Raw genomic sequence first — 24,237 nt, forward strand, 5'->3', positions numbered from 1 at the left:
ATTTAGTCAATCAAGATCTTGGAAAACATACAACCATCACGCCGCAGCTTTTTGAAAGCAGGCGGCCTTGCTTCTGTGGGATTAGCGCTGGGAATATCAGGCTTTACTAGGAATGCAGCAGTAAAAAAGATCAGTCCGGCAATTATCAAGCTGGAAATCAATCCGTTCATTATCATCGATACGGCGGGCAATATCACATTGGTAAACCCGCGACCTGACATGGGGCAGGGGTCAACGCAGGCGGTACCGTCGCTGCTGGCCGAAGAACTTGAAGTAAGTTTGGAAAAGGTATTGATCGTGCAAAGCGACGGAAACGGCAAATACGGCAGCCAGACTTCCGGTGGAAGCAGCTCGGTACGTGAGCTTTGGATGCCGATCCGCAAGGCAGGCGCTGCCGCCAGGGAAATGTTGACTACCACAGCCGCCAAACGTTGGAATGTGCCGGTATCGGAATGCAAAGCCGAAGATGGGAAGATTGTACATCCAGGCAGCGGCAGGAGCTTTACCTACGGAGAACTCGCCGACGATGCATCTAAACTCGAAATTCCAAAAGCTCCCAAATTGAAGGAGTCCAAGGATTTCAAGATTATCGGTAAATACAATAAACGTCTCGACGTACCTGAGAGAGTAACCGGCAAAGCTGTCTATGGAATTGATGTGGAAGTGCCTGGAATGGTTTACGCGAGCATTTTGCATTCGCCTGTAATCCACGGTAAGGTGCTCAATATCGATGATTCGGAGACCAAAAAGGTCAAGGGAGTTTTAAAGGTGATCAAAACGGAGCGTACCATGCCGCACCGTACTTCTGAGGCTGTTGCAGTAGTGGCAACTAATTACTGGGCTGCATTGAAAGGTAAAAAAGCCTTGAAAGTGACCTGGGACAATGCCGATTATGAAAAAACATTAAACACTGCTGACTACTATAAGGCAACCGCTCAGGCCGCCGCCAAGCCAGGTGTTAACTTTGAGGAAAAAGGAGATTTCGCCGCAAAGTACGCCAAAGCACAGGAAAAGCTCGAAGCTAATTACCAGACGCCATTTTTAGCACACGCGCCCATTGAACCTGAGAATGCAATTGCGCACGTGAAGGAAGATGGAACCGTCGAAATCTGGGGTCCGGTACAAGGGCCAGACTGGACTTTGAGAGACGTATGCGGTTATTTGAAGGTTAAACCTGAGCAGGTAAAGATCAATGTCGCATTGCTGGGAGGCGCTTTCGGCCGCAAAGCTTATCACGATTTTGTGTTGGAAGCCTGTCACCTTTCTCGGGAGGTCAAGAAGCCCGTAAAGGTTATTTGGAGCAGGGAAGATGATATTGCGCAGGGACCTTACCGGCCGGGTATGCTCAGCCACATGCAAGGTTTTGTCGAGAATGGTAAAATCACCGGTTTTCACCATCATACTATTGGTGAATCTATATTAGGCCAGGTTTTCAAAGGGTTGAAAGAAGACGAAGCCGATGCCTGGATCGGTGGTGAGCTCAGTACTGAAAACAGTAAGTACCAGTTTGACTCCGCTTCTAAAATCAGCTGGACCAATGTGAAAACTGATATTCCTATCGTTTGGTGGCGGTCGGTTTATGCGTCTAACTTTGGCTGGGGGCAGGAATGTTTTGTAGATGAGCTGGCGCATTTGGCCAAGAAAGATCCCCTGCAGGCAAGACTGGATATCTTGCCGGATCCACGTTTTCAGAAAGTGCTTAAAACTCTTGCTGAAAAAGCCAACTGGGAGGAAAAGCTTCCGGAAGGAAGTGGAAGAGGGTTGGCTGTATTCAAATCTTTCGGGAGTATATCAGCTTGTTGCATTACTGTTTCGAAAAAGGATAAAGGAGTGCAAATCGATAAGGTTGTCTCTGTGATCGACTGTGGCCACTATGTTAATCCTGACAACGTAAAGGCGCAAACCGAAGGGAATATCGTTATGGGGCTAACCGCGGCTATCAAGGACGGAATTACATTCACGAACGGCAAGTGCGACCAAAACAATTTCCACGAATACAACATCATGCGGCTCAACGAAATGCCGAAAATCGAAGTGCACATTATTGACAGCGACGAGGTACCCGGTGGTGTTGGTGAGCCTGGCTTACCACCCATTGCGCCAGCACTAGGCAATGCAGTTTTCGCAGCGACCGGCAAAAGAATGCGTACGCTTCCATTCGATATCCATAATCTTGGTTAAAACTATCTGATTATCAACGAATAGGCAAAAAAATAGCAGTACTCGGAAGAGTGCTGCTATTTTTTTATGTTTTTAGAAGTGATTATTCAGCGCCGTCGGCTTTTGCTCTTGCTACGGCAAATTCACCCACTTTATGTCCTGATTCCAGACCAGCTTCACAATCAAAACGATAGTGGATCAATCCGTAGATTCTTGAAACAGAAGCTTCATTGGCCATCGCGTCGAGCTTTTGTTTCTCACCTGGGAAAATGTGCGCCAGCAGTTCAGCCGCTGCTCCCGAGAAGGTGGAATGCCCGGATGTATAGGATGGGAAATTAGGTAATCCAACTGAGGTTTTTACCTTCTTGTCCATTTGGTTCGGGCGCGGATAATAGTAATAATATTTAGCGTCCCAGCAGCAGATACCCGCATCCTGCAATGTGGTGCCCAATAAAGCCAAGGTTCTGGCGGTGCGTACTTCACTGAATTTGTTCTGGTGACAAAGGTTTGCTGCGCGTCTGTGCCAGTGGCCCGGTGGGGTGTAGCTGCCGACGCCGTCGGACCAGAAGCTCGCAATGCGTGCCTGCTCGCGGGTCTGGCTTTTGGCTATTTTTCGCAGCTCTTCCATATTTTTGTTAAACTCTTCACTGCCAATTGCGGGAGGAGGTGAAGGTCTCATGGTAGCTACTGCCTGACGGTCGAAGTTCCAGGGCATCACTGTTCCATAAGTAGGCAACATAGCAGGGCGTGCCGGCACTTCCTGGCTTACCCATGGTTCAGTAATGCCGATCGCCTTCGCATTTGCGATCATTTCAGCCGTTTTTGCCTGGTTGTTTGCTGCGCCCATCCCATCTGTTTTTGCGCGCGCCATCGCTTTTTCTCCTACGGCTTTGCCCAATGCAGCTCCTGCATCAATGTCGCTTTTCACATTTAATCCTGCCCAGAGCCTGCTTTCTTTATGCTCTTTCAACTTGGCTTCCAGGTAAGGTACCTCGCCGGGGAACATTGCTTTCAGTATTTGAAAGGAAGCTTCCGCCACCACCGCGTCCTCAGAAGGATAGGAGGGAAGATCCGTGACCGGCAGGAGTGTCTTGATCTCATTGTCTGACCTGGAAGGTGCGGGACGTTTGTACTTAAACTTATAGTTCCATGCTGCCACCAGCGCGTCGTACTGGGCCACGCTCAGGTAAGCGAGCGCTCTTGCTGTATAAGGCGGGTTTGCAAATGGAAATTTCGGGTCTGCAAGCGGATTGGCGGGATCGGGTACCGGGTATTTACCGTCCTGATTAGAAGCCGGCGGGGTATTGTACCTGGCAGCGAGCTCTCGACCGATCTCATTCCAGCGGAAAACAGCGCCTGCGCCCCAGTAATTTACCTGCTCTTTTTGTTGAGGTGTAACTGCATTTACAACCTCTTTGAGCTTGCGCAGCTCGGTTTTATAGTTTTCGCTGGTTATTTCGGCTGGCGCTTCCACGGGTATCTCTGACGATGCCGTCAACACGTAAGTCTTCCAGTTGCCTGCATTCTGGTCCAGGCTGGACGGATCATTGATTCCGATGGTAGGTTCCTGTACGACTTTATTACAGGAAAGCGCAATTACGCCGAGAAGAACAAAGGATGCGGACTTCGCAATTTTGTGTAAGAAAGAATAGCTATATCTCATTTCAGGAAAGATCAAAGTTTTTTGTCCGCCCTGGCATAGCGGAACTGGTAAAGAATGCCGGCCGAGAAAGCCGTGCTTTGTCCAACATTAGCGCCATTTACCACGTGTGCAGCCCGCGCATTTACGCCAATGTTCTTGGGTTGATATTTGGCATAAACCCCAACAGTTGTGGACTTCATATTATTGGTAGGAAATGGCATATCATTCCGGCGGATAAAATCCCCGCCTGCACATGCGCCGTACTCTGCGTAAGCTTCTGCCTGAATTGCCTTTTTGAGGTAACCCAGACGAGCAGCTGCGTCGTAAGCATTTGGAACACGAACCTGATCAGAATCGTACAGTTTTTCGTCAGCCTGGTAGGTATCCCGGTCTATTTTGATGTTGCTTCTGAATATGTAGCTTCCGTGAGCAGTCATGTATACGCCGGATTTGTGACGGTAATTGATCAGAAGTCGGGCAGTGGCCGTTTTGCATTGCAAGCCGATTGACATGGGCAGGAAGTCAGGAATGTAGTTCGTCACGGGAATGGAACCGCCCGCAATGGCGTGAAGGCTAAAACCTGACACATTCAAAAAGCGGTATTTAAGCCAGCCCGATGCATCCTGAAATCCCTTTTGCCACATCAGGTTGCCGGCGCTGGTCTGTGTCCAGATATAAGGAACCGCAGCAATTACATTGAGATTTTTGGTTATACCTACCGCCAGCATTGGCATTACACTTTGTGTTGTGTGTGTGCCAATGTTCAGGTTCTCGCGACGGAGGCTGTTTTCCCAGTATTTATCCCACGAGCTGTGTGAATAAGTGACGGCCAGGCAGGCAGTCTTTTTTGACATGTAAATGGCGTCGTTAGGCATTTGGGCAAAAACCTGCGACACGTGAAAGGTTAGCAAAAACCAGCAAGCGAGTGAAGTCCACCTGGTCAATGGTAAATATTTTTTCATATAATAAATGATTTTTAAGAGCATTCAAACAGCCGCATAGGGCAGTATGGAGTGCTATACAAGCAAAGCTTTTGAAGAAAAAATGGAGTTATGACCGGCGCTCAGGTGGAGGATTGCTGACCATTGCGGAAATAGAGGAATAGCTCCCGCTATAATCAAAGGTAGGGCGGTTAGGAACGCCCGTCATGGAATGAGGCTGAATGTTAAAGTCCTGTTTGTTTCCCGGTACATACGTTTTGATTAGCTCCGATAAGAGCTTCAATGCTTTGCTGCCTGGATGATCAGGTGTATCGCCGGGTTGGTTGCTGAGCATTTGCATGGCTGCGGTCAGCTCGAAAAACCTGTCGCGTGCGGCCTGGTTACTTTGCAGGGTAACATATAATGTATCGTTAGCATGCTGCACCTGAACCGGGTTGTAAAACTGATTTTCATGTCGGATTAATGCTTCGATCTGACTTGGAATTTCCAGATCTCCGGAGTAGGGCAGGGAAGGCAGGTAAACTTTCAACAGTTGCTGCTCAGCGATTGTCTCTGTTGTTGGCGCCACAAGGTAATCTTTTTCAAAAAAGATCACAGCTACGCTAAGCCCGAACGTATTGCAGAGCAACAAAACCAATAAAGCTACCGGCGCTAAACTTTTCAATTCTGAGAGGATTATATTCAAAGTAATCAAATTGATTGCATATAAACAAGATCTATTATCATACTTTATGGTAAATGAAGTCCATTAAATAAGTAACCTTGGGTTATATACTTTTGAATGTCGTCGAAGTTGGTTTGAAGGTGATCAGTCTGTATTTTGGCATTTTTAATTCAGCTTATTTGATATGCCATGAAAAAATCAGACATCAATCCCATGCCGCCCTTTTTTGACCGCTACATCAATCTTGTTGATGATATCGATATTATGGAAGGATTTGAAAAATATACACCGGCTGCAATCTATCATGATCTGGCTAAATTGAAGGCGCTGGGAAGCCGGGTTTACGCTCCAGGTAAATGGACGGTTCATGACACTTTACAGCACGTGATCGATAACGAGCGCATTATGGCGTATCGTGCATTGCGGTTTTCGAGAGGGGATGATACGCCACTGGCGGGATATGATGAGAATATCCTCGCGCCGAATACCACCGCGAATAAGCGCACCCTTGAAGACCTGCTTGCAGAATTTGACCTGGTGCGGGCAGCAAGTATTGCCTTATTCAGCAATATGAATGATGTGATGCTGCAGCGGGCGGGCAGTGCAGACGGCAAGCAAATTACTCCGCTGGCGCTGGCATTTGTGATTCTGGGGCATCCTGTTCACCACATGAATATCCTGTCGGAGCGGTATTTCCCGTTGCTATGAAACGCCGGCAAGCTGTTGCAAGGCTTCTTCCACGTTGGTAACAGGCAGCTGACAGGTTTTATCAAAGCAAATGTAAATCGCCGTCTGATTGTTGATTTCGGTCCGGTTTTGCAACAATGGAAGCTCCGAGGCTGCCGTAGTGCCCATTACGACTTTGTTTGGCACAAAAAAGCGGTCGAAGTCCTTACGAACCTGATCTGCCTGGGCGCCAACGATTGCTACTTCCGCAGTCGGTACCGCGTGCTGGCAGTACAGCGCGGCCCAGTTGGTTACCCACTGCACATCAGAAAGCAGCAGCCGACTGATTTTTGAAAGCATTTTATTGGTAATATCCAGGTACTCGCTCTTATCTGTAATCAATGAGAGCGTATACAGGTTATGTGCCATGATGGAGTTGGAGCCGGGAATTACATTATCGAAAAGCTCTTTTTTCCTCGCAATCAAAGCTTCTCCATACACATCTGTAAAGTTGAAAAAACCTTCCTGCTCATCGTAAAAATTGGTCAGAGTGTAGGAAGTAAGTTCTTCCGCTTTACGGATCCAGTGTTCCTCAAAAGTGATTTGGTACAAGGAGAGACAAGCGCCGATAACTGCGGCATAATCTTCCAGAAAACCGGTCACCGAAGCTTTTCCATTTTTGTAACTGTGGAGCAAACGTCCTTCGGCGCTCATTTTTTCAAATACAAAATTGCCCGCTGATACAGCCATTTCCCTGATTTCCTCATCGCCAAGCGCACGGTATGCAGCTGCAAGACCTGTAATCAGCAGCCCATTCCATGAGGCAAGTATCTTATCGTCAAGCCCAGGTCGCACGCGGTGACTGCGATGTTCGAAGAGTATATCCAGCGTGCGGCGGTAATTTGCTTCAAACTGATCATGGTAGATCCCAGCGGCTTTCGCCGTATGAACTGGCGCTTCTGTAAGATGCAGATGATTGAAGCCGTGTTCCCAGTTGCCGTGGCCTGATATGTTATATAGTTTGGAAAACCAGTTGAAATCATCGCCTAATATTTCACGCAGCTCAGCTTCGGTCCAGATGTAAAATTTACCTTCCACACCTTCACTGTCTGCATCCAGAGCCGAGTAGAACCCCCCTTCTGCATGCCGCATTTCACGACCTAACCATCCGATCGTTTGCCGGATCCGGTCGGCATATAATGGATTTTGGGTGAGCGAGTAAGCTTCCGAGAAGATTTCCAGCAGCTGCGCATTATCATAGAGCATTTTCTCAAAATGCGGTATAAACCATTGATCATCGACAGAATACCGTGCCCAGCCGCCGCCAGCGTGGTCGTAAATTCCTCCCAGTGCGATCCGGTTCAGCGAAAGTTCAATGTGGCGCAGCGCTTCTGGGTTCTGGCTGATGTCGTAGTAACGAAGCAGAAATTTGTAAATGGAAGGCATCGGAAACTTGGGCGCCCGGTTCATGCCACCATTGTAGGTATCAAAGTTTTTTTGAAGCTGTTCAAACATTGAGTCTAAATGCGCGGCTTCAAATTCGGTATGCTGGGTGTTCAATCCATATTTTTCTGAATCGGGAATTGCCATATTTTCCACGAATCCTTCGGCTGATTTTGCCAGCTCGTCGTGGTGGTTTTTAAATGCATTATCAATGCTTTTCAGCAGCTGCACCCAGTTCTGAGGAGGCAAATAGGTGACTCCGTAAAATGGTTTACTGTCGGGCAGCAAAAATACGTTCAGCGGCCAGCCGCCGCGCACGCCCATTGCCTGCACTGCGTCCATGTACACCGCATCCACATCAGGCCGCTCTTCACGATCTACTTTAATGCAAACAAAATGCGCATTCATCACTTCGGCGATATCCTGCTTTTCAAAGCATTCCCGTTCCATCACGTGGCACCAGTGGCAGGCAGAATAGCCGATACTAACCAGAATAGGCTTGTTTTCCTGCCTGGCTTTTTCAAGCGCCTCATTTCCCCATGGATACCAATCTACCGGATTGTGGGCATGTTGAAGTAAATACGGGCTGGTTTCCTGGGCAAGACGGTTCATAATGCTGTTTTATTGGTTTACAACTACCTTTTTGGTAATTGTTTGGGTCGGAGTGTCGAACCGGACAAAATATATGCCAGAAGAAAGATAAGGAAGCGCAACTGAGTGCCTGGTCTCTCCTGCTTGTGATTTAAGGAGCTTTTGGTAAAAACTTTGCCCTTTTGTGTTCAAAATTGTCATCGACACATCGCTGCTGCCATTAGCTCCTGTGAGTACCACGTTGATCTCACGTGATACAATGTGCGGATATACATATGCGTCTGAGAGTGGCTGCTCTACACCATTCACTGTATCGTCCAGGTCAAACTTGCAGAGAAATACCTGCTTTCCATTCAATGTGATCGTGCGTGTCCATTTCTGGTGTGAGACCGCGATAGTTGTTTGCTGGTTGTCGGCAGCGTAAGGATTTTGAGCTGCGATCAGAATTTCCCTGCCTTTGACAACACCCCGCCAGACCGGGTTTTGCAGCTCCATATGATCGCGGGCTGACTGCGGTATTACCAGCTGGTAAGCGCCTTCAAACATGCTCCTGAACTCGGAAAGCCGGTACAAACCATAAATAAAATGTTCGTAAGGTGCATAGTTTTCCTGACGGTTACCGGGAAAAAATGGGTTTTCCCAGAGCCAAAGCCCTTTTGCACCAGAGAAGAAGGGGAAAATAGCCGTAGCCTCGGCCTGGTACTTGTCGATCAGCGGCGTGTTCGGATCGTAGCTGTCGTGAATTCTCATCCATACAAACGGAATGACGGGTTTGTTGCTCCAAGCTGCATTGGCTTCGATATTGAACAGCAGGTAAGAAAGATAATCCTTACCGATAGGATGCGCATAACCATAATAGTAGTAAGGCGATGGCGACTGAAAATCAAGTGAATTGAAAAAGTTGCCTCCGATCTTACCACTGTTATCCTGAGCCAGGTAGTGTGTTCGCGCCAGGTTAGTGGTCCAGTCCTGCCAGGAATTAGAGGTGATATTAAGCCAGGTATTGCGGACCGGAACATCGCTGTAACTCGTTATTTGGGCAGTTACACCTTTTGCACGCAGCCGGTTGACAGCTTCTGCGTACCACCAGCGCATATCCCGTTTGTAGGTAAGCAAGAAATCCTGATCAGAAAGGTTGCGGTAATTTTGCGGGATCTGGTTATTCGTTTTTAATGCAAGAATGTCGCGGTCTTCTCGCTGCATTCGTTCAATGTCAAGGCACACAATATCTACATCAGTCACGGTACCGGCAAAATTGTCCCAGTAATTGCGGTAGGCTGCTGTGTCGTTTCCCCACGGACTTCTGAGTGCATTATCCGCCCACGGCTGGTTGCCGCTCGATGTCGCTACTCCGTACCAGAGCACAGCCCTTTGCTGGCGTGTAAGTGAGCCTGGCTCATTGCCGGAGAAGGAAGCGAGGTGACTAAATCCGTGCTGCAACGGCTGTGACTGTGTATCGCCGAAACGTGGGCCGCTGTAAATGATCTTGAATGGAAGGGAGAATGTTGGGAATTTGCCCCATTCTATGGTGTTGTTACCGGTAACCGGATTTAGTACAAATGCGGGCTGACAATCCTGTCCGAAGCACGTGAAACCGGTAAATAGCAGTAGGAAAAGTGTCGTATAAAATTCCTTAAAATAGATTTTAGCAGATTGAATCATAAGAATGGCCAGACAAATTCGTTACTTTTGCGACGTGTATAATGTTGTTTTTCCGGGAAAAGCGAATGTATTTTACAAGATTCAAACTACTCGGTAACTAGCCTGAAAATTTAAATCCAGAAGAATTATGAAAAAAATATTGCTACTCGCCAGTCTTGTTCTTGGCCTTTTTATGGCAGCTTGTGACAAGGACAAAGATAAGAACGAAAACCCGCAGCCCACAGAAAAGGACAAAATACTCGTCAACTATCCGTGGCGCATGTCAAAGGTGACTGATTTGTCAGGTAAGGATATTCCGATCAATTTGCTGAATACGCAAACACAGGCGATCAAGCAGGTAATGGATATTCAGTTTATGCAAAACAATGTCACCAAAGCAATTGACCAAAAGTCCAAGCAGGTGATCAATGGAGGTACCTGGTACCTGATCGATGAAGGAGCAATATTGGATATCTCAATCTCCGGGTTTGCCGGGAAGTTCGGCGTTGAGGAACTTACCAATAGCAGGATGCGGCTAAAAAGCACAATGCCTGTTAATGGAGTTGATCAGGAGACTATTATGGTATTTGAGCCCGTGATCTAGGTCTTGTTTCGAATATATATGAGTGGAGCGGCGGATTAAATCTGCCGCTTTTCTTATTTTGTGCCAAACATATTTGAATGAAAAAGAATAACCCTTCTATCATTAACGCGTGGTGTATGTACGACTGGGCCAACTCGGTACATGCACTTGTAATCGTTTCCAGCATATTTCCGGTTTACTTTAGCGCAACTGCCCTCAGTGCCTCGGGGCGCCCGGAGGTAGACTTCTTCGGATTTTCCATTAAAAGCTCAGTGCTTTTTTCCTACACAGTTTCTGTTTCTTTCCTGATCACCGCCCTGCTTGTTCCCATTTGTACGGCAATCGCCGATTATACCGGCAAGAAAAAGCGATTTATGCAGTTCTTCTGTTATACTGGTGCATTGAGCTGCATGCTCCTTTATTTTTTTACAAAAGATACCCTGATAGCTTCAATCTTCCTTTTCGGTTTGAGCCTGGTAGGGTGGAGTGGGAGCATTGTTTTCTATGATTCCTATTTGCCCGAAATCGCAACGGAAGACAATTTCGACCGGTACAGCGCACGCGGATTTTCGCTGGGGTATCTTGGAAGTTGTCTGCTGCTGCTTTTCAACCTGAGCATGGTCCTGTTCCCTGATTTCTATGGAATCACCCAAAAGGCGCTGCCTGCACGGATCTCGTTTTTTACTGTGGGACTTTGGTGGATACTATTCGCGCAAATTCCCTTCCATTATCTGCCCGAAGGAAGAAGTGATAAGCAAAAAGGCGGCAGCTGGATTTTGAATGGATTCAGAGAGCTAAGCAAAGTATATGGCAATTTGCGGGAGCAGCCCTACCTGGCTAAGTTCCTGACTGCATTCTTTATTTATACAATGGGGCTTAGAACGGTGATGTATGTAGCTACAATTTTCGGCGCAAGCGAGTTGAAATTACCTTCCCAAAGCCTGATCATAACAGTACTGCTGATTCAGCTGGTGGGAATTGCGGGTTCCTACACCTTTGCCTGGCTCTCTGCTCAGATAGGAAACATCTATGCATTGATGACTGGCGTCGTGATCTGGATCGGCATTTGTACCGGCGCCTACTATACCACCGAGGCAATGGAATTCTATATGATCGCCTGCACAGTCGGGATGGTAATGGGCGGTATTCAATCGCTTTCACGCTCGACTTACTCGAAGCTGATCCCCGAAAATGTGAGTGATACCGCCTCTTATTTCAGCTTTTATGACGTCACCGAAAAGCTGGCGATCGTGCTCGGTACCTTTATTTACGGAATGGTAGAACACATTACGGGCAGCATGCGCAACAGTATTCTAGCATTACTTGTGATCTTCGTGCTGGGTCTCGTTTTGCTTTATCGCATTCCTTCTCTCAAAGTTTACCGCTTTGAATTGGATAAGAAAAGTAGCTGATTACAGCGCTATCCGGTGAATCTGACCTGGTTTTTGGCTTAATCAATCCGTTTATCTTCGTTGTTAAATCCCCCGCGCTGGCACAATTCTTATCGACTTTGGTTCAACGTTGGTTACATTTTCACATATACATTGAGTGTTGCTGTACGTGAGTTCGGCTGCATTTGGAAATCAAATCAGGTAAAAGATGCAAAATCACACCAATTACGGGTCTTCCAAAAGCAGGGAAGCGTCCTTTGACACAGAAGCTTTTCGGGACGATCTTCCCCGGGCTGTCCTCCGACCAAATGAGTATATCCTGCTCGACGGTGAATGGAAATTCGCTGTTGATGCAGAGGACAGGGGGCTGGTTGACAGCTGGTATGTGAAACACGATTTTACACGAACAGCAAACTGGCCGGGCAGCGTAGAACAGCATTTGGCTGGCTCACAGAACGAAATAGCCTCCTGGCAGGACAAGATTGTAGTTTGGTACGAAAGGAATTTTGAGCTGCCTGAACAAGCCGCGTCGGTGATAGCCAGCGACACTATTCTGCAGCTGACTTTTGGGGCCTGTGGATACGCAACGATGGTTTGGCTCAATGGGCATTTACTTTCCACGATTGAAGGGGATCAGATGCATACCGGAGAGTATACCTCATTTTCCTACGAACTTGAAATGCTGAAACCTGTTAACCGGCTTACGGTCCGGGTTGCCAGCAGTATGGATGCGGATATACCCCGCGGGAAGCAGGAATCGCACGTTTATAAACGCGGCGGAATCTGGTACCAGACCTTTACTGGCGCAGTCCGGAGTGTCTGGCTTGAAAAGGTGGAGAGAAACCGGCTGCGGTCGCGTGTGGGTGTGGTCAGCATCATTGAAGATAATTTAGTACGGTTTACATTGACAACCCGCATTCATGATCCGGGTAAGTATAAGATCAAACTATGTATTTTCCCTGTTGAAAGCGATGAGCTGGTAGCAGAAGACGAGTTTGAGCTGGTACTGGAAGCGGGTCAGAAATCTCAACGCCTCGTTATTGATCTCCCAAATGCGTCGCTTTGGTCCGTAGAAAGCCCCAACCTGTACCGGCTGGTCGCGCAGCTTATTGACGACGACGGTGCAATTTCAGAGATTGAAACGAAGTTTGGTTTGAGGAAATTCGAGGCAAGAGGTAATAAGCTTTACTTGAATAACAAGCCCATTTACCTCGATGGGATCTTGTACCAGCCGGGTAATTCAACTTACCATCAGATCAAAAAGCATTTGCTTGCGATGAAGGAACTTGGCTGCAATCTCGTCCGGATCCACATCGCCGGTGTAGATCCGCGCATTTACAAGCTTGCAGACAAAATAGGAATTCTGCTATGGGTGGAGGTGCCCAGCCCGCATCAATCCACTTTCCAAAGTCGTGAGAATCACCGCGCGGAGCTGAAACGAATGGTAGCGCTAATTGGTACCCATCCTTCTGTAGTGATATGGAGCTTATACAATGAAGATTGGGGTGTGCAGGATATTGCGCACAACCTGGAAACGCAGCAGTACATTATCGATATGTACCATTACATGCAAATTTCATATCCACAGTTCCTGGTTGTTGATAACGATGGCTGGCAGCACATTTCCCTGGAAGGAAGGCTTAAATCAGATCTTTTAACGGCACATTTATACACGCCGAACTTGGAGGATTGGAAAAGAATGCTTGATGATTTGAGAGACGGGAAATTTGAAAAGGTAGCAGCTTTCCCGCTTGTGGTGGGAGATCCGTTTTTCTATCGCAAGCAGGTTCCATTGATAGTAAGTGAATGGGGTGGGTTTGGTTTCCAGGATTATGGCGGGCCAAAAGACGACGCTGCCCGTGCAAATCAAATCGCGCTTTACAAAGCAGAACTTCGTAAACGCGACATTTCTGGTGATGTTTACACACAGGCCACTAACATTGAAGATGAACAAAATGGCTTAATTGACCCGGAAACAGGCGCGTTGAATGTTCCCGCCGGCCTGTTGGCATCGAAGCGCAATGCTCTTTGACACTCTTATGAAATGAGTGGATTTTTCTGTTTTTGGAAGAATAGGATTATCTGTAAATACTTGATGGCCTAGCATCGCATTACAAAAAAGCATGGAACTTACGGAGAGGCAATGGCTGCTGTTTGATTTTGTCAAGGAAATGCACGGCACGCAAGTGCGGAAGTATTCAGGTAAGCCTTATTACACACATCTTCTGAGCGTCGCCGACACGGTGAGCCGATATTCCAATGAAGGTTGTGAAACTGAAATTGCGCTTTGCCACGACCTCATTGAGGATACGCCATGTTCGCTGGCTACACTATCGGGTTTACTGATCAAGCTCGGCTATAATGTTCAGGAGGACGCTCAAATACTTGCTGCCGTCGATGATCTTACCGATAAGTACACGAGCGCCAAATATCCTCACCTTAACCGGGCTAAGAGAAAACAAATGGAAGCTGCGCGTATCATCTCTTCGAAACCAATCGCGCAAACTGTCAAGTATGCAGATATCATCGATAATATCGTCTCCATTGCTGCAAGCGACAGGGGCTTTGCCCGTGTTTATCTTCGGGAAATCGATCATTATCTCTGGCGGCTAAACAAAGGCAATCCCGACCTGTATCAGGAATGCTGCACTGTTTTTACACAAACCCTGAAAACAGTCTCCTTCTAACATTTACCACTTTGACAGAATGATGTATGAATTCATCCGAACAGAAAGATTTTGAACACGCGACTCCAACAGAGGATGAGATAAACGGAACCATCGACCGTTTACAGGAAAAACTGAAAGATGCGGGAACAGAAGGTGAGCTTGCAGAAGCTTACACTCAGGCTATTGAGATTCTGAGTAAACGGATAACCAATTACGAAGAGCTAGTCCTCCAATCCAAATCAGAAGCTTCTAAGACGCTTGGCGTGTTGGCGGTCCGCTATCTTAATGGGGAAACAGGCACGGATGTCCTGCTCAACTATCCATTCAAAAAACAATAGCCTGTCCCAACAAAGGAACAGGCTATTCTTCTTATCTATAAACTCAGACCGGTTAACCGGCTTACAGTGTTCTTTTCACTTCACGTAGCTCAAAGCTTTCGATAATATCGCCGATTTCGATGTCGTTGTAGTTTTTAACACTCAAACCACATTCATAACCATTTCTTACTTCCTGAACATCGTCTTTGTAACGTTTCAGAGAGTCGATCTCACCTGTGTAAAGCACGATACCATCGCGGATTACGCGGATCTTATTACTGCGTTTTACATAACCGTCTGTCACGTAACAACCTGCAATCGTGCCTACTCGGCTGATTTTGAACACCTCGCGGATCTCTATGTTACCGGTAATGATCTCTTCGATTGTCGGAGCGAGCATACCTGTCATCGCATCCTTGATCTCGTCGATCGCCTGGTAAATTACAGAGTAGTGACGAATCTCGATCTGATCCTGTTCGGCCATTTTCTTCGCATTTGAAGAAGGTCTCACCTGGAATCCTACGATAATCGCATCCGAAGCAATCGCAAGGTTTACATCTGATTCGGAAATCTGACCCACTGCTTTGTGGATGATGTTAACCTGAACTTCGGAAGTAGAAAGTTGCAGTAATGAATCCGAAAGTGCTTCAACTGATCCATCCACGTCACCTTTCACAATCAGGTTCAGCTCGCGGAAGCTACCAATCGCCTTACGACGGCCAATTTCTTCAAGCGTAATGTGCTTGCGGGTCCTGATCGATTGCTCACGCTGAATTTGCTCACGTTTAGTAGCAATATCACGGGCATCACGCTCATTTTCAAAGACATTAAACCTGTCACCAGCTTGTGGCGCTCCGTTGAGTCCCAACAGCTGCACTGGTGTGGAAGGTCCGGCAGTTTTCAACCTCTTACCAAGATAATCGGTCATTGCCTTCACTTTACCGTAATGTGAGCCTGCGAGGACAACATCACCCACTTTCAATGTACCTGTCTGCACCAGGATAGTAGTTACATAACCACGTCCTTTATCAAGCGACGCTTCCACTACTGTTCCAACAGCTCTGCGGTTAGGATTCGCTCTCAATTCCAGAAGCTCTGCTTCCAGCAATACTTTTTCTAGCAGCTCATCGATACCCAATCCTGATTTGGACGAGATTTCCTGGGTCTGGTATTTACCGCCCCATTCTTCAACAAGCAAGTTCATATTGGCCAGCTCCTCGCGAATTTTTTCGGTGTTGGCACCTGGCTTATCTACTTTACTGAATGCAAATACGATCGGCGCACCTGCCACCTGTGCGTGGTTGATCGCTTCACGTGTTTGGGGCATCACACTGTCGTCCGCTGCAATTACAATGATAACAACGTCGGTAACGTTGGCACCACGTGCACGCATCGCTGTAAATGCTTCGTGACCCGGTGTATCCAGGAATGTAACCTGCTTGCCGGTTTTTGTTTTTACGCTATAAGCTCCAATGTGCTGGGTAATACCACCTGCTTCACCACTAGCTACGTTCTCCTGACGGATATAATCGAGCAGCGAAGTTTTACCGTGGTCAACGTGACCCATAATTGTAACGATAGGAGCTCTTTCCAGCAGACTTTCTTCATCATCTACTTCCTCCTGAACATCATTCTGAACCTCTTCCTCCGCGGAGATGAACGCAACTTCAAAGCCAAATTCATCAGCAATAAATGTGATTGCTTCTGCATCGAGACGCTGGTTGATCGAAACGAACATACCCATGCTCATACAAACTGAGATAACTTCCTGGACTGTTACGTCCATCAATGAAGCCAAATCGTTTGCCGAAACGAATTCTGTTACGCGCAATACTTTTGTTTCCTCATCACCGAAGCCATTTGCATCGTTTTGATCTGCTCTGTCACGACGACGTCCGCCTTTTCCGCCACGGGCCATATTTCTGGTGTTACCACCGCCCATACGCGCCATTGTAGCCTTGATATTGTCTGATACTTCTTTGTCAGAAACCTCTTCGCGTCGGCCACCTCTTCGGTTATTGCCGGCACCACTTCTGTTATTGGTATTTGTATTCGTGTTAGGTCTTGCATTTGCCTGGCCAGTTCCTGGCTGCGTTGTTGTACTACCAGTAGCAGGTGTACCCGGACGTGCCGCATTAGGTGCACTTCCTTCGCGTGGCCGGCCGGTTGCAGCATCAGTTGCTGCGGGTGTTGCCGGTTTGTTATCTCCTGGCAAGCCAGCTCCGTCGCGTATCCGTTTTCTCTTTCTGCGGCGTTTTTTATCTGCAGCAGTATCACTGCTGGATGCAACTGGGTCTTTCTTTTTAGCTCTATCAGAAGGAAGCTCGATCTTGCCAACTACACGCAATCCGCGCAGCTGTTCTCCGCGTGCTTCGATCAGCTCAGATCCCGCAGGCTCACTTTCAGTGGCTGCAACCGGAGTAGCAGCAGCTGGCTTAGCAGCTTCAACGGGCTCAGCCACGGGCGCGGGCTCAGCAGCAGGAGCTGGCTCTTTCTCAGGCGTGGCAGGTTTCGGAGCCTCGGCTGGTTCGGGTGCTTTTTCTTGCTTAGGCTGTTGCGGCTCTTCTGATTTCTCTGCAACAGGGGCCACAGGTGCAGCCTCTTCTTTGGGTTGCGCAGCAGCAGGTGCAGGCGCAGCTTCGGGCTCCTTAACAGGAGCAGGGGCTGGCTGGGTTTCTTTTGCTACAGGTTCCGGTGCTGGTTCAGCGACAGGTTTCTGCTCTTGAACTGGCGCAGGTGCCGGCTGAGCAGGTGCCGGTCTCTTTTGATCAAGATCAATTTTTCCAACAACCTTAATCCCCGGCAAACGATTTTCAAAAGCAGGCTGGGCTGTGGCAGGAGCTTGTGGCTCTGCTACCGGCTTTTCTTCGGCCTTTTGCGCATTGCGGAAATACAAGATCCCGTCAACATCGCTTTTAACTTTATCCTCTTTTATTTCAGCAGGAGCTTCTTGCGGCGCAGCAGGTTTCTGAGACAATGACGAACGCAGGTCATCGGACTTGAAATCTTTCGCCAGAAACTCGATTTGGTCGGAATTAATTTTGGTATTCGGGTTTGTTTCCACCTTATACCCTTTGGCAGACAGATGATCCACGATCGTAGTAATTCCCACGTTCAGGATCCGTGCCACTTGGCTAAGGCGCATCATTTTATCTTCTGCCATATTAGCAATTAATAGAAAAAAAGTTTTGCATTGTGGCAGTTTCAATCACAGCGATTGATGCCGCCAATTATTATTATTCAAATTCTTTACGAAGGATTTCCAGTATTTCTTCTACCGTCGCTTCTTCGAGGTCAGTTCTTCTCACGAGCTCCTCTCTGCTCAGGGCAAGTACACTTTTCGCGGTATCCAAACCGATTTTGTGCAGCTCGCTGATGATCCATTCATCGATCTCATCAGAGAACTCCGTCAGATCGACATCTTCATCATTTTGTTCTTCAACATCGCGGAACACGTCAATTTCCATTCCAACCAGCTTACCGGCCAATTTAATGTTCTGGCCACCTTTACCAATTGCGAGCGATACCTGATCCGGTTTCAGGAACACCGATACGCGTTTCGCATCCCGGTCGATCTGCATAGAGCTTACTTTTGCAGGGCTTAACGCTCTGCTGATCAGCAGTTCAAGGTTATCCGTATAGTTGATTACATCGATGTTCTCATTTCCAAGTTCACGCACTATTGAATGGATCCTGGATCCTTTCATACCTACGCAGGCGCCTACCGGATCAATTCTGTCGTCGTAAGATTCTACTGCTACTTTTGCACGCTCGCCTGGTTCACGGACTACTCTTCTTACTGAGATAATGCCGTCGTAAATCTCAGGTATCTCCACTTCAAAAAGCCTTTCCAGGAATACAGGAGAAGTTCTTGATAATGTGATCTTCGGAGAACCGTTATTCATTTCTACTTTGTGGATCACCGCTTTAACGGATTCTCCTTTACGGAAGCGGTCCTTAGAAATCTGCTCATTCCGGGGCAATGAAAGTTCGTTTCCTTCTGAGTCCATGATAATGACCTCGTGACGGAGTGTCTGATACACTTCCCCGGTAATCATTTCACCAACCTGATCCTTATATTTCTCAAACATGATTTCTTTTTCCATGTCCTTGATCTTCTGGATCAGCGTCTGGCGTGCGGTTTGAACCAGCCTGCGGCCAAATTCAACCAGCTTAACTTCTTCTGCAACTTCTTCGCCTACTTCAAAGTCACTCTGGATTCTGCGTGCTTCCGCGAGCGGTATTTTATTGTAATCCCAGATATCTTCCGAATTATCGTCAACGATTTCGCGGGTACGCCACATTTCAAGGTCACCGCTCTCTGGGTTGATAATCACATCGAAATTATCGTCTGTACCATATTTTTTACGAATCATAGTACGAAAAACCTCTTCTAAAACACTGATCATCGTAGGGCGATCGATGTTTTTAGAGTTTGCAAACTCCGCGAATGATTCAATTAATATTCCGCTATCCATTGCTTATTGAAAGAATATTTGCTGATACTAAGTTATACATATTATGCCATTGATTACAAGCCAGCTCCGGCATTCCGGCCCGTAATTCTATTTAAATGAAATTTCAACCAGCGTCTTCGAAATCTCGCTCAGCGCGATTTTGCGGACAAGCTCGCCGGGTTCAACAGGTACTTTCGGTTTTTTCTTTGGCAACGGCAGCTCAATTGTTATCTCCTCCTCGCTCGCCTCGGTTAGTTTGCCGGTTACCGCCTCACCTGTTTTCAAAGTGACTTTCAGGTTTCTGCCAATATTTTTGGTGTATTGACGTGGCAGTACCAATGGATGGTCAAGGCCAGGCGAAGAAACTTCGAGTGTGTAAGCCTCTGAAATCAGGTCCAGCTCTTCGAGCTGCTTGGCCAGCTGACGACTGATAGAAGTGCATTGCTGGATAGTAATGCCCTGGTCACTGTCAACAAGTATTGTTATTTTTTGGCTAAGCTTGGAAGGTTTGTTGATGATGTCAACCAAATAACAATCACCGTTTTCCAGCAGAGGAGCCAGTAAGACTTCTAAATGTTCCTTTATTGTCATGAAAGACCTTAATGCAAATAAAAAAGGGGATTAATGTCCCCCTCAATCAATCGATCAAAATAGAATTGGATGCAAATATATAACTATTTTATCACAACTACAACTGACTGCGACTCTTCAAAATTGATAACCAGTGCCTATTTTTGTCAAAATTTGATTTTCTACAATGAAGGGATTGATAAAGTTTTTGTGGTTTTTATATACGTGTTTTGTCTTCTACACCTTCCTTGTTTACGGACTCGTTTTGTGGACTCCATTTGACGGCTGGATCGCCGGTTTCATGATGATGTCTTTCCCGGTTGTGATGATCGTACATATTGTTTCGGTACCTGTCTGGTTTCTGTTTGGGTCAAAAAAAGCGTTGCTGCCCCTTGTTACACTTGCTGTCGGCTGTATTTTTTTGCCACGTACCTTTGCATTTGGAAATCAGGCGGATGCGGGAGAAGATCAGAAACGCAGCTTCAAGGTACTTGGCTATAATGCACACGTTTTTATGCTTAATTCCAATCGCCGGGATCCTGCTACAAAACAGCAGATCGCCAGTATGAAAGAATGGATCTCAGGAACTAATGCCGACATTCTGTGTATGCCTGAATTCTACGACGAGGATGTTAAGCTGTTCCGTACCACTGAATATTTCAGGAAGCAGGGATATCGCTATTCAGTCAATTTTGAAAGATCCAGGAAGCACAAGGAGGCGCAGTATCTGGGTCTCGCGCTTTTTTCAAAATACCCCATTATTAGTCAGCACGACACAATCTTTCAGGCACAAAATGGAATGATCCGGGCTGACATTGCGATCGGGCGTGACACGGTGAGGGTAGTTGCTCTTCACTTATACTCGATGACATTGAACCTCAGCCGGCTGGCTCATCAAAAGCAAATGGATGGTGTTGTAAAGGAGGGTAAGTTTACTTTCGGTAAAATGAAAGATGGTTTTAAAAAGCGATCAAAAGAGCTAGCCGCTCTGCAGGCCTGGACCCTGAATTCACCTTATCCGGTATTGATCTGCGGAGATTTCAATGAAATTCCTTACGGATATGTCTATGGTGAGCTGCGAAGGGACTTTGCAAATGCATTTGAGGAAAAGGGTACTGGTTTTGGCTTCACTTTCAACCACATTCCCTACTTTATCAGGATCGATCATCAGTTTTACGATTCCAAAAAGCTTGATTTGCTCAATTTCACCACTCACCGTGATGTTAAATACTCAGATCATTATCCTATCACAGGCACTTATCGTTTTAGTGACCAATAATCACGTTTAACTAAGCCGCAGCTGTGAAGGCGCTTGCATTTACCACAGCTACATTGCCCCTTCTTGTTCTCACAACCTCACCCCTCTAACCCGGCGCTGCGACGGCATTACCAGGCTTAAAACCTGTTTGAGCCACTTTCAGGCTTTTTTTTGCTCAAAATTCCTGTTAGGCCTTTTACCCGGTACAGTATTTGCTAAGGTCGCGTGCATTCATCAACATAAATCATGGGAACTATGGAAAAACAAACCAGAATCAAATAGGGTATTATCTCCAATGTGTACCCATCAGCCTTGCTAACAGTGCCGTGTACGTTGTACGATCTTTACTGCCGGCAAGCACCAGTTATTTTCTTAAGCTATTTAAATCTTTAAGAGTCATGCAGATCCAATTACCGAGTAACCTGGTTTGTTTTTCCCATTTACGCTGGGATTTTGTTTATCAGCGCCCACAACACCTAATGAGCCGTTTCGCTGCCGAATCGGTAGTATATTATGTAGAAGAACCCATTTTTGAAAAGGATGTTGTGCCTGCGATGGTGGTTAGCCGCCGGTTAGACCATCTCTGGGTTTGTGTACCTCACTTACCCCACGGCCTTAGCGCGGAGCAGATCAACTTCAATATCCATAAATTGCTGGTATCGATGCTGGCGGACGTAGATATGTCTGATTGCATTTTCTGGTACTATACACCCATGGCGCTGAAATTCTCCGCCGACTTTGATCCCGCCTGCATTGTTTACGATTGCATGGATGAACTTTCCGCATTCAAATTCGCTCCGGCAGAATTGAAGAGGTTAGAAAGAGAACTTATGAATGCCGCATCCGTGGTATTCACAGGCGGACACTCGCTTTACGAAGCCAAGCGGCACCAGCACGAAAACATCCATCCATTCCCGAGCAGCATTGACAAGCAGCATTTTCAGCAGGCACGAGAAGCTTGCGAATGCCCGGCAGACCAGGCTTGCATCGAAGGATTTAAGCTAGGGTTTTATGGTGTCATCGACGAGCGATTTGACACAGACCTGATTGCACAGATAGCTACCATGCGACCTGAGTGGCAGATCGTCCTGATTGGTCCCGTTGTTAAGATAGACCCTGCTATGTTACCGGCGAATCCAAACATTCATTACCTGGGTTCAAAAAGCTATGAAATGCTACCTAAGTATCTGGCAGGGTGGGATGTTGCTTTGATCCCCTTCTTGCTTAACGAATCGACTGTCTTCATCAGTCCGACAAAAACACCTGAATACCTTACAGCTGGTAAGCCGGTGGTTTCAACTGCGATCCGGGACGTGATTACGGGATATGGGGAAAACGGCGCAGTGTCAATTGCCTCAAATGCCGAAGAATTTGTAGAAATTATCGATGGGCATGTTGCGCAACTGCCTGGTGCGGAATGGCTGGAATTTGTGGATGGACTTTTGGAGGATAACTCTTGGGATAACACATTCAAGCAAATGAAAGCTTTAATTATTGACAGCACGAAGTCGACTGAGATCATCGAACTGTACCGTGCGAAGCTTCCGGCGCAAAGGAGTGTCTGAAAAAAGCGTGTTTGACGTTCTTAATATTTAACGCCTAGACTGTCAAGTTCTGCAAGTGAAATGGTAGGAGGGAAAATGCCCTGATCAAGCTTTTGTGTGACCAGGGTACCCGTCTTTTTTGCCAATTCCTCGGAGCGAAATCCGCTGTTGCCCGGCACGCCCGGAATCGTTGCCTGCTCGATCACTGGGATGGTATCCTGATAAATCCGGTAAGCCCAGCCGGTCTCTTTTTGAAAGGTCTCGACCCTGAAAGCAGACCGGCCTTCGCCGGTGAAGCTGCTGCTTTTGTTAGTGAAAAGCAGGTAAGCTGCAACAGCGAAGGCCAGCAAGCAAATAACTGTAATAATACTAGTCTTCTTATTGATCACTGGTTGTCGTCGTCATTTTTTGCGACAGTTGGATCAAATGCCCAGAAATCATCAGTTCCACCTGTACCAGACAAACTTCCTGTGCCAAAGTAAATCAGGTTACCAATAGAAAATCCGGCAGCATAACCTCTCTGCTGCCCTTCAAAACCTGCTTTTTCAACCCAGCTGTTAGACCCCGGAGTAAATTCCCAAACGTCAGATTTATTGTCACCACCGATGATGTAAGCTTTATCGCCCAGCGTAAGTGCGATGCCGTTAAATCTGGCGTCAAAATTTTCTTTCACGTCATCATTTGGAAAATCAATGCGGGTCCAGGCACCCTTTCCGCTACCTGCAGCAGGGTCAAAGCTGTAAATATCATTTGTCGCAACCGTAGAGTTGCTTCTTCCGCAGCCAACATATCCTTTTCCGCCAATTGTGAATGCAAATGCGCCTGCACGTTTACCACCTATAAAAGTAGCCATTTCGGTCCACTTGTCGGTGGTTGGATTGTATTCGTAAAAATCCTGGAAGTAGTTGCTTCCATTATATCCTAGTCCCACATACGCTTTGTTGTTTACAACGAAAGATGAAGCGTACTGACGGGTTCCAGGAAAATCAGCGATTCCTTTCCACTTGTTTGTAGCAGGATCGAATTGGTAGAAGTCTTTCTTATAACCGTTATCAACAGTTGTTACATTATCATAACCTGTTCCAACATAAGCTTTTCCGTCAAGTACAAATGCAGTGGCATCATTGCGGCCTGTTCCTGGAAAAGGAGCTACTTGTGACCATATTTTATCAGACGCATCGTACGCCCAGAAATCTTTAACCCGCGCCACTGTCTCATTCGTATAGCCAGTTCCCACATATCCAACATCGCCAATCACGAAACTTACAGACCTGGTTCTTCCCGAGCCGCCGAAGCTGGGAAGATCTTTACGGAACCAGTTTCCCTGCAGATCTGCAGCCGGATCATCATCCTTACAGCTGATCTGAGCAAATGCAAGTGAAGCAACTACAATGGCTAACGAAGTCTTTTTTAAAGTATTAAACATGAAAAAATATAGTTTGACGAATTGATACAAATGAATACTGACAAGATTTTTCAGGGCTAAGTGCCTGTGCGGATAAAGGTGTTTTTACACAAAATTTTTGCAAACATAATATCTTCAACCTGCTAAGTAAAAATTATAGGGGCTTTTTTGTCCAAAACTTTACCGGTCAGTTACTTTTAACGCGGATTCACTCAGGAATGTTGCCAACACCGTAATACTGCTTTTTCCTGACAACTTATATGTGCAATTAGTTGAAATAGGTCCGGCAGAAAAT

At 46.8% G+C, this 24,237-nt stretch carries 19 protein-coding genes; 9 read left to right on the forward strand and 10 right to left on the reverse strand.

Annotation, left to right across the window (positions count from 1 at the left end; genetic code table 11):
* The first annotated feature begins 18 nt into the window (after positions 1 to 18).
* Positions 19 to 2,181 (forward strand): molybdopterin cofactor-binding domain-containing protein, encoded by a 2,163-nt coding sequence (locus Q369_RS0109880; RefSeq protein WP_031527646.1) that lies wholly within the window; start codon positions 19 to 21, stop codon positions 2,179 to 2,181.
* A gap of 82 nt (positions 2,182 to 2,263) precedes the next feature.
* Here Q369_RS0109880 and Q369_RS0109885 read toward each other — a convergent pair whose 3' ends face one another.
* The 3 genes from Q369_RS0109885 to Q369_RS0109895 form a co-directional block, all read right to left on the reverse strand.
* The gene (locus Q369_RS0109885; protein ID WP_031527647.1) at positions 2,264 to 3,823 is read right to left on the reverse strand and encodes a vanadium-dependent haloperoxidase; all 1,560 of its coding nucleotides are present in this window, start codon (positions 3,821 to 3,823) and stop codon (positions 2,264 to 2,266) included.
* An 11-nt stretch (positions 3,824 to 3,834) separates the two neighbouring features.
* A complete protein-coding gene (locus tag Q369_RS0109890) occupies positions 3,835 to 4,677 on the reverse strand; it encodes a hypothetical protein (protein WP_229206796.1) in 843 nt (280 codons plus the stop codon).
* 175 nt (positions 4,678 to 4,852) lie between these two features.
* Positions 4,853 to 5,407, reverse strand: coding sequence for a hypothetical protein (locus Q369_RS0109895; protein WP_031527649.1), 555 nt, complete (start codon positions 5,405 to 5,407; stop codon positions 4,853 to 4,855).
* A gap of 189 nt (positions 5,408 to 5,596) precedes the next feature.
* On the opposite strand from Q369_RS0109895, the gene Q369_RS0109900 reads away from it, so the two are divergent.
* Complete coding sequence (locus tag Q369_RS0109900) at positions 5,597 to 6,115, forward strand: DinB family protein (RefSeq protein ID WP_031527650.1); 519 nt, start codon at positions 5,597 to 5,599, stop codon at positions 6,113 to 6,115.
* Here Q369_RS0109900 and Q369_RS0109905 read toward each other — a convergent pair.
* Positions 6,110 to 8,128, reverse strand: a complete 2,019-nt coding sequence (locus tag Q369_RS0109905; protein WP_084165697.1) for a thioredoxin domain-containing protein — start codon at positions 8,126 to 8,128, stop codon at positions 6,110 to 6,112. The genes Q369_RS0109900 and Q369_RS0109905 overlap by 6 nt on opposite strands.
* Positions 8,129 to 8,137: 9 nt before the next feature.
* A complete protein-coding gene (locus Q369_RS0109910; RefSeq protein WP_031527652.1) occupies positions 8,138 to 9,769 on the reverse strand; it encodes a T9SS type A sorting domain-containing protein in 1,632 nt (543 codons plus the stop codon).
* Positions 9,770 to 9,896: 127 nt separating this feature from the next.
* Here Q369_RS0109910 and Q369_RS0109915 point away from each other — a divergent pair, with 127 nt between their 5' ends.
* From Q369_RS0109915 to Q369_RS0109935, 5 genes are all read left to right on the forward strand, one after another.
* Positions 9,897 to 10,352, forward strand: a complete 456-nt coding sequence (locus Q369_RS0109915) for a hypothetical protein (protein ID WP_031527653.1) — start codon at positions 9,897 to 9,899, stop codon at positions 10,350 to 10,352.
* A gap of 77 nt (positions 10,353 to 10,429) precedes the next feature.
* The gene (locus tag Q369_RS0109920; protein WP_031527654.1) at positions 10,430 to 11,743 is read left to right on the forward strand and encodes an MFS transporter; all 1,314 of its coding nucleotides are present in this window, start codon (positions 10,430 to 10,432) and stop codon (positions 11,741 to 11,743) included.
* Positions 11,744 to 11,930: 187 nt separating this feature from the next.
* Positions 11,931 to 13,754, forward strand: a complete 1,824-nt coding sequence (locus tag Q369_RS0109925) for a glycoside hydrolase family 2 protein (protein ID WP_031527655.1) — start codon at positions 11,931 to 11,933, stop codon at positions 13,752 to 13,754.
* A 91-nt stretch (positions 13,755 to 13,845) separates the two neighbouring features.
* The gene (locus Q369_RS0109930; protein WP_031527656.1) at positions 13,846 to 14,409 is read left to right on the forward strand and encodes an HD domain-containing protein; all 564 of its coding nucleotides are present in this window, start codon (positions 13,846 to 13,848) and stop codon (positions 14,407 to 14,409) included.
* Between the two features lie 26 nt (positions 14,410 to 14,435).
* On the forward strand, positions 14,436 to 14,729 hold the full coding sequence (locus Q369_RS0109935) for a hypothetical protein (protein WP_031527657.1): 294 nt from the start codon (positions 14,436 to 14,438) through the stop codon (positions 14,727 to 14,729).
* Positions 14,730 to 14,790: 61 nt separating this feature from the next.
* Here Q369_RS0109935 and infB read toward each other — a convergent pair whose 3' ends face one another.
* The 3 genes from infB to rimP form a co-directional block, all read right to left on the reverse strand.
* Complete coding sequence (gene infB / locus Q369_RS0109940; RefSeq protein ID WP_031527658.1) at positions 14,791 to 17,871, reverse strand: translation initiation factor IF-2; 3,081 nt, start codon at positions 17,869 to 17,871, stop codon at positions 14,791 to 14,793.
* Between the two features lie 73 nt (positions 17,872 to 17,944).
* Positions 17,945 to 19,186 carry a transcription termination factor NusA gene (gene nusA / locus Q369_RS0109945; RefSeq protein ID WP_031527659.1) on the reverse strand — a complete coding sequence of 414 codons (1,242 nt, stop codon included), beginning with the start codon at positions 19,184 to 19,186 and terminating at the stop codon, positions 17,945 to 17,947.
* A gap of 87 nt (positions 19,187 to 19,273) precedes the next feature.
* Entirely contained in the window at positions 19,274 to 19,756 is a 483-nt protein-coding gene (gene rimP, locus Q369_RS0109950; RefSeq protein WP_031527660.1) for a ribosome maturation factor RimP, read from the reverse strand.
* A gap of 166 nt (positions 19,757 to 19,922) precedes the next feature.
* Between rimP and Q369_RS0109955 the strand changes: the two genes are divergently transcribed.
* On the forward strand, positions 19,923 to 21,014 hold the full coding sequence (locus tag Q369_RS0109955) for an endonuclease/exonuclease/phosphatase family protein (protein ID WP_031527661.1): 1,092 nt from the start codon (positions 19,923 to 19,925) through the stop codon (positions 21,012 to 21,014).
* A gap of 377 nt (positions 21,015 to 21,391) precedes the next feature.
* Entirely contained in the window at positions 21,392 to 22,558 is a 1,167-nt protein-coding gene (locus tag Q369_RS0109960) for a glycosyltransferase family 1 protein (RefSeq protein WP_035333214.1), read from the forward strand.
* 20 nt (positions 22,559 to 22,578) lie between these two features.
* Here the strand turns inward: Q369_RS0109960 and Q369_RS0109965 are convergent, their stop codons facing one another.
* Both Q369_RS0109965 and Q369_RS0109970 read right to left on the reverse strand, forming a co-directional pair.
* Positions 22,579 to 22,926 carry a DUF4907 domain-containing protein gene (locus Q369_RS0109965; protein WP_031527663.1) on the reverse strand — a complete coding sequence of 116 codons (348 nt, stop codon included), beginning with the start codon at positions 22,924 to 22,926 and terminating at the stop codon, positions 22,579 to 22,581.
* Positions 22,923 to 23,963: a Kelch repeat-containing protein gene (locus Q369_RS0109970; protein WP_031527664.1), complete on the reverse strand. Its 1,041-nt coding sequence runs from the start codon at positions 23,961 to 23,963 to the stop codon at positions 22,923 to 22,925. Before Q369_RS0109970 ends, Q369_RS0109965 begins: the two co-directional genes overlap by 4 nt.
* Between the last annotated feature and the right edge of the window lie 274 nt (positions 23,964 to 24,237).

It is taken from the genome of Dyadobacter crusticola DSM 16708, assembly GCF_000701505.1.
GTDB classification, from domain to species: domain Bacteria; phylum Bacteroidota; class Bacteroidia; order Cytophagales; family Spirosomataceae; genus Dyadobacter; species Dyadobacter crusticola.

Coding starts and splice junctions, on each gene's coding strand:
- Q369_RS0109920 (WP_031527654.1), top strand. CDS start 10,430: ATGAAAAAGAATAACCCTTCTATCATTAACGCGTGGTGTATGTACGAC.
- Q369_RS0109930 (WP_031527656.1), top strand. CDS start 13,846: ATGGAACTTACGGAGAGGCAATGGCTGCTGTTTGATTTTGTCAAGGAA.
- Q369_RS0109890 (WP_229206796.1), bottom strand. CDS start 4,677: ATGCCTAACGACGCCATTTACATGTCAAAAAAGACTGCCTGCCTGGCC.
- Q369_RS0109960 (WP_035333214.1), top strand. CDS start 21,392: ATGCAGATCCAATTACCGAGTAACCTGGTTTGTTTTTCCCATTTACGC.
- rimP (WP_031527660.1), bottom strand. CDS start 19,756: ATGACAATAAAGGAACATTTAGAAGTCTTACTGGCTCCTCTGCTGGAA.
- nusA (WP_031527659.1), bottom strand. CDS start 19,186: ATGGATAGCGGAATATTAATTGAATCATTCGCGGAGTTTGCAAACTCT.
- Q369_RS0109970 (WP_031527664.1), bottom strand. CDS start 23,963: ATGTTTAATACTTTAAAAAAGACTTCGTTAGCCATTGTAGTTGCTTCA.
- Q369_RS0109925 (WP_031527655.1), top strand. CDS start 11,931: ATGCAAAATCACACCAATTACGGGTCTTCCAAAAGCAGGGAAGCGTCC.
- Q369_RS0109905 (WP_084165697.1), bottom strand. CDS start 8,128: ATGAACCGTCTTGCCCAGGAAACCAGCCCGTATTTACTTCAACATGCC.
- Q369_RS0109915 (WP_031527653.1), top strand. CDS start 9,897: ATGAAAAAAATATTGCTACTCGCCAGTCTTGTTCTTGGCCTTTTTATG.
- Q369_RS0109885 (WP_031527647.1), bottom strand. CDS start 3,823: ATGAGATATAGCTATTCTTTCTTACACAAAATTGCGAAGTCCGCATCC.
- Q369_RS0109935 (WP_031527657.1), top strand. CDS start 14,436: ATGAATTCATCCGAACAGAAAGATTTTGAACACGCGACTCCAACAGAG.
- infB (WP_031527658.1), bottom strand. CDS start 17,871: ATGGCAGAAGATAAAATGATGCGCCTTAGCCAAGTGGCACGGATCCTG.
- Q369_RS0109910 (WP_031527652.1), bottom strand. CDS start 9,769: ATGATTCAATCTGCTAAAATCTATTTTAAGGAATTTTATACGACACTT.
- Q369_RS0109955 (WP_031527661.1), top strand. CDS start 19,923: ATGAAGGGATTGATAAAGTTTTTGTGGTTTTTATATACGTGTTTTGTC.
- Q369_RS0109900 (WP_031527650.1), top strand. CDS start 5,597: ATGAAAAAATCAGACATCAATCCCATGCCGCCCTTTTTTGACCGCTAC.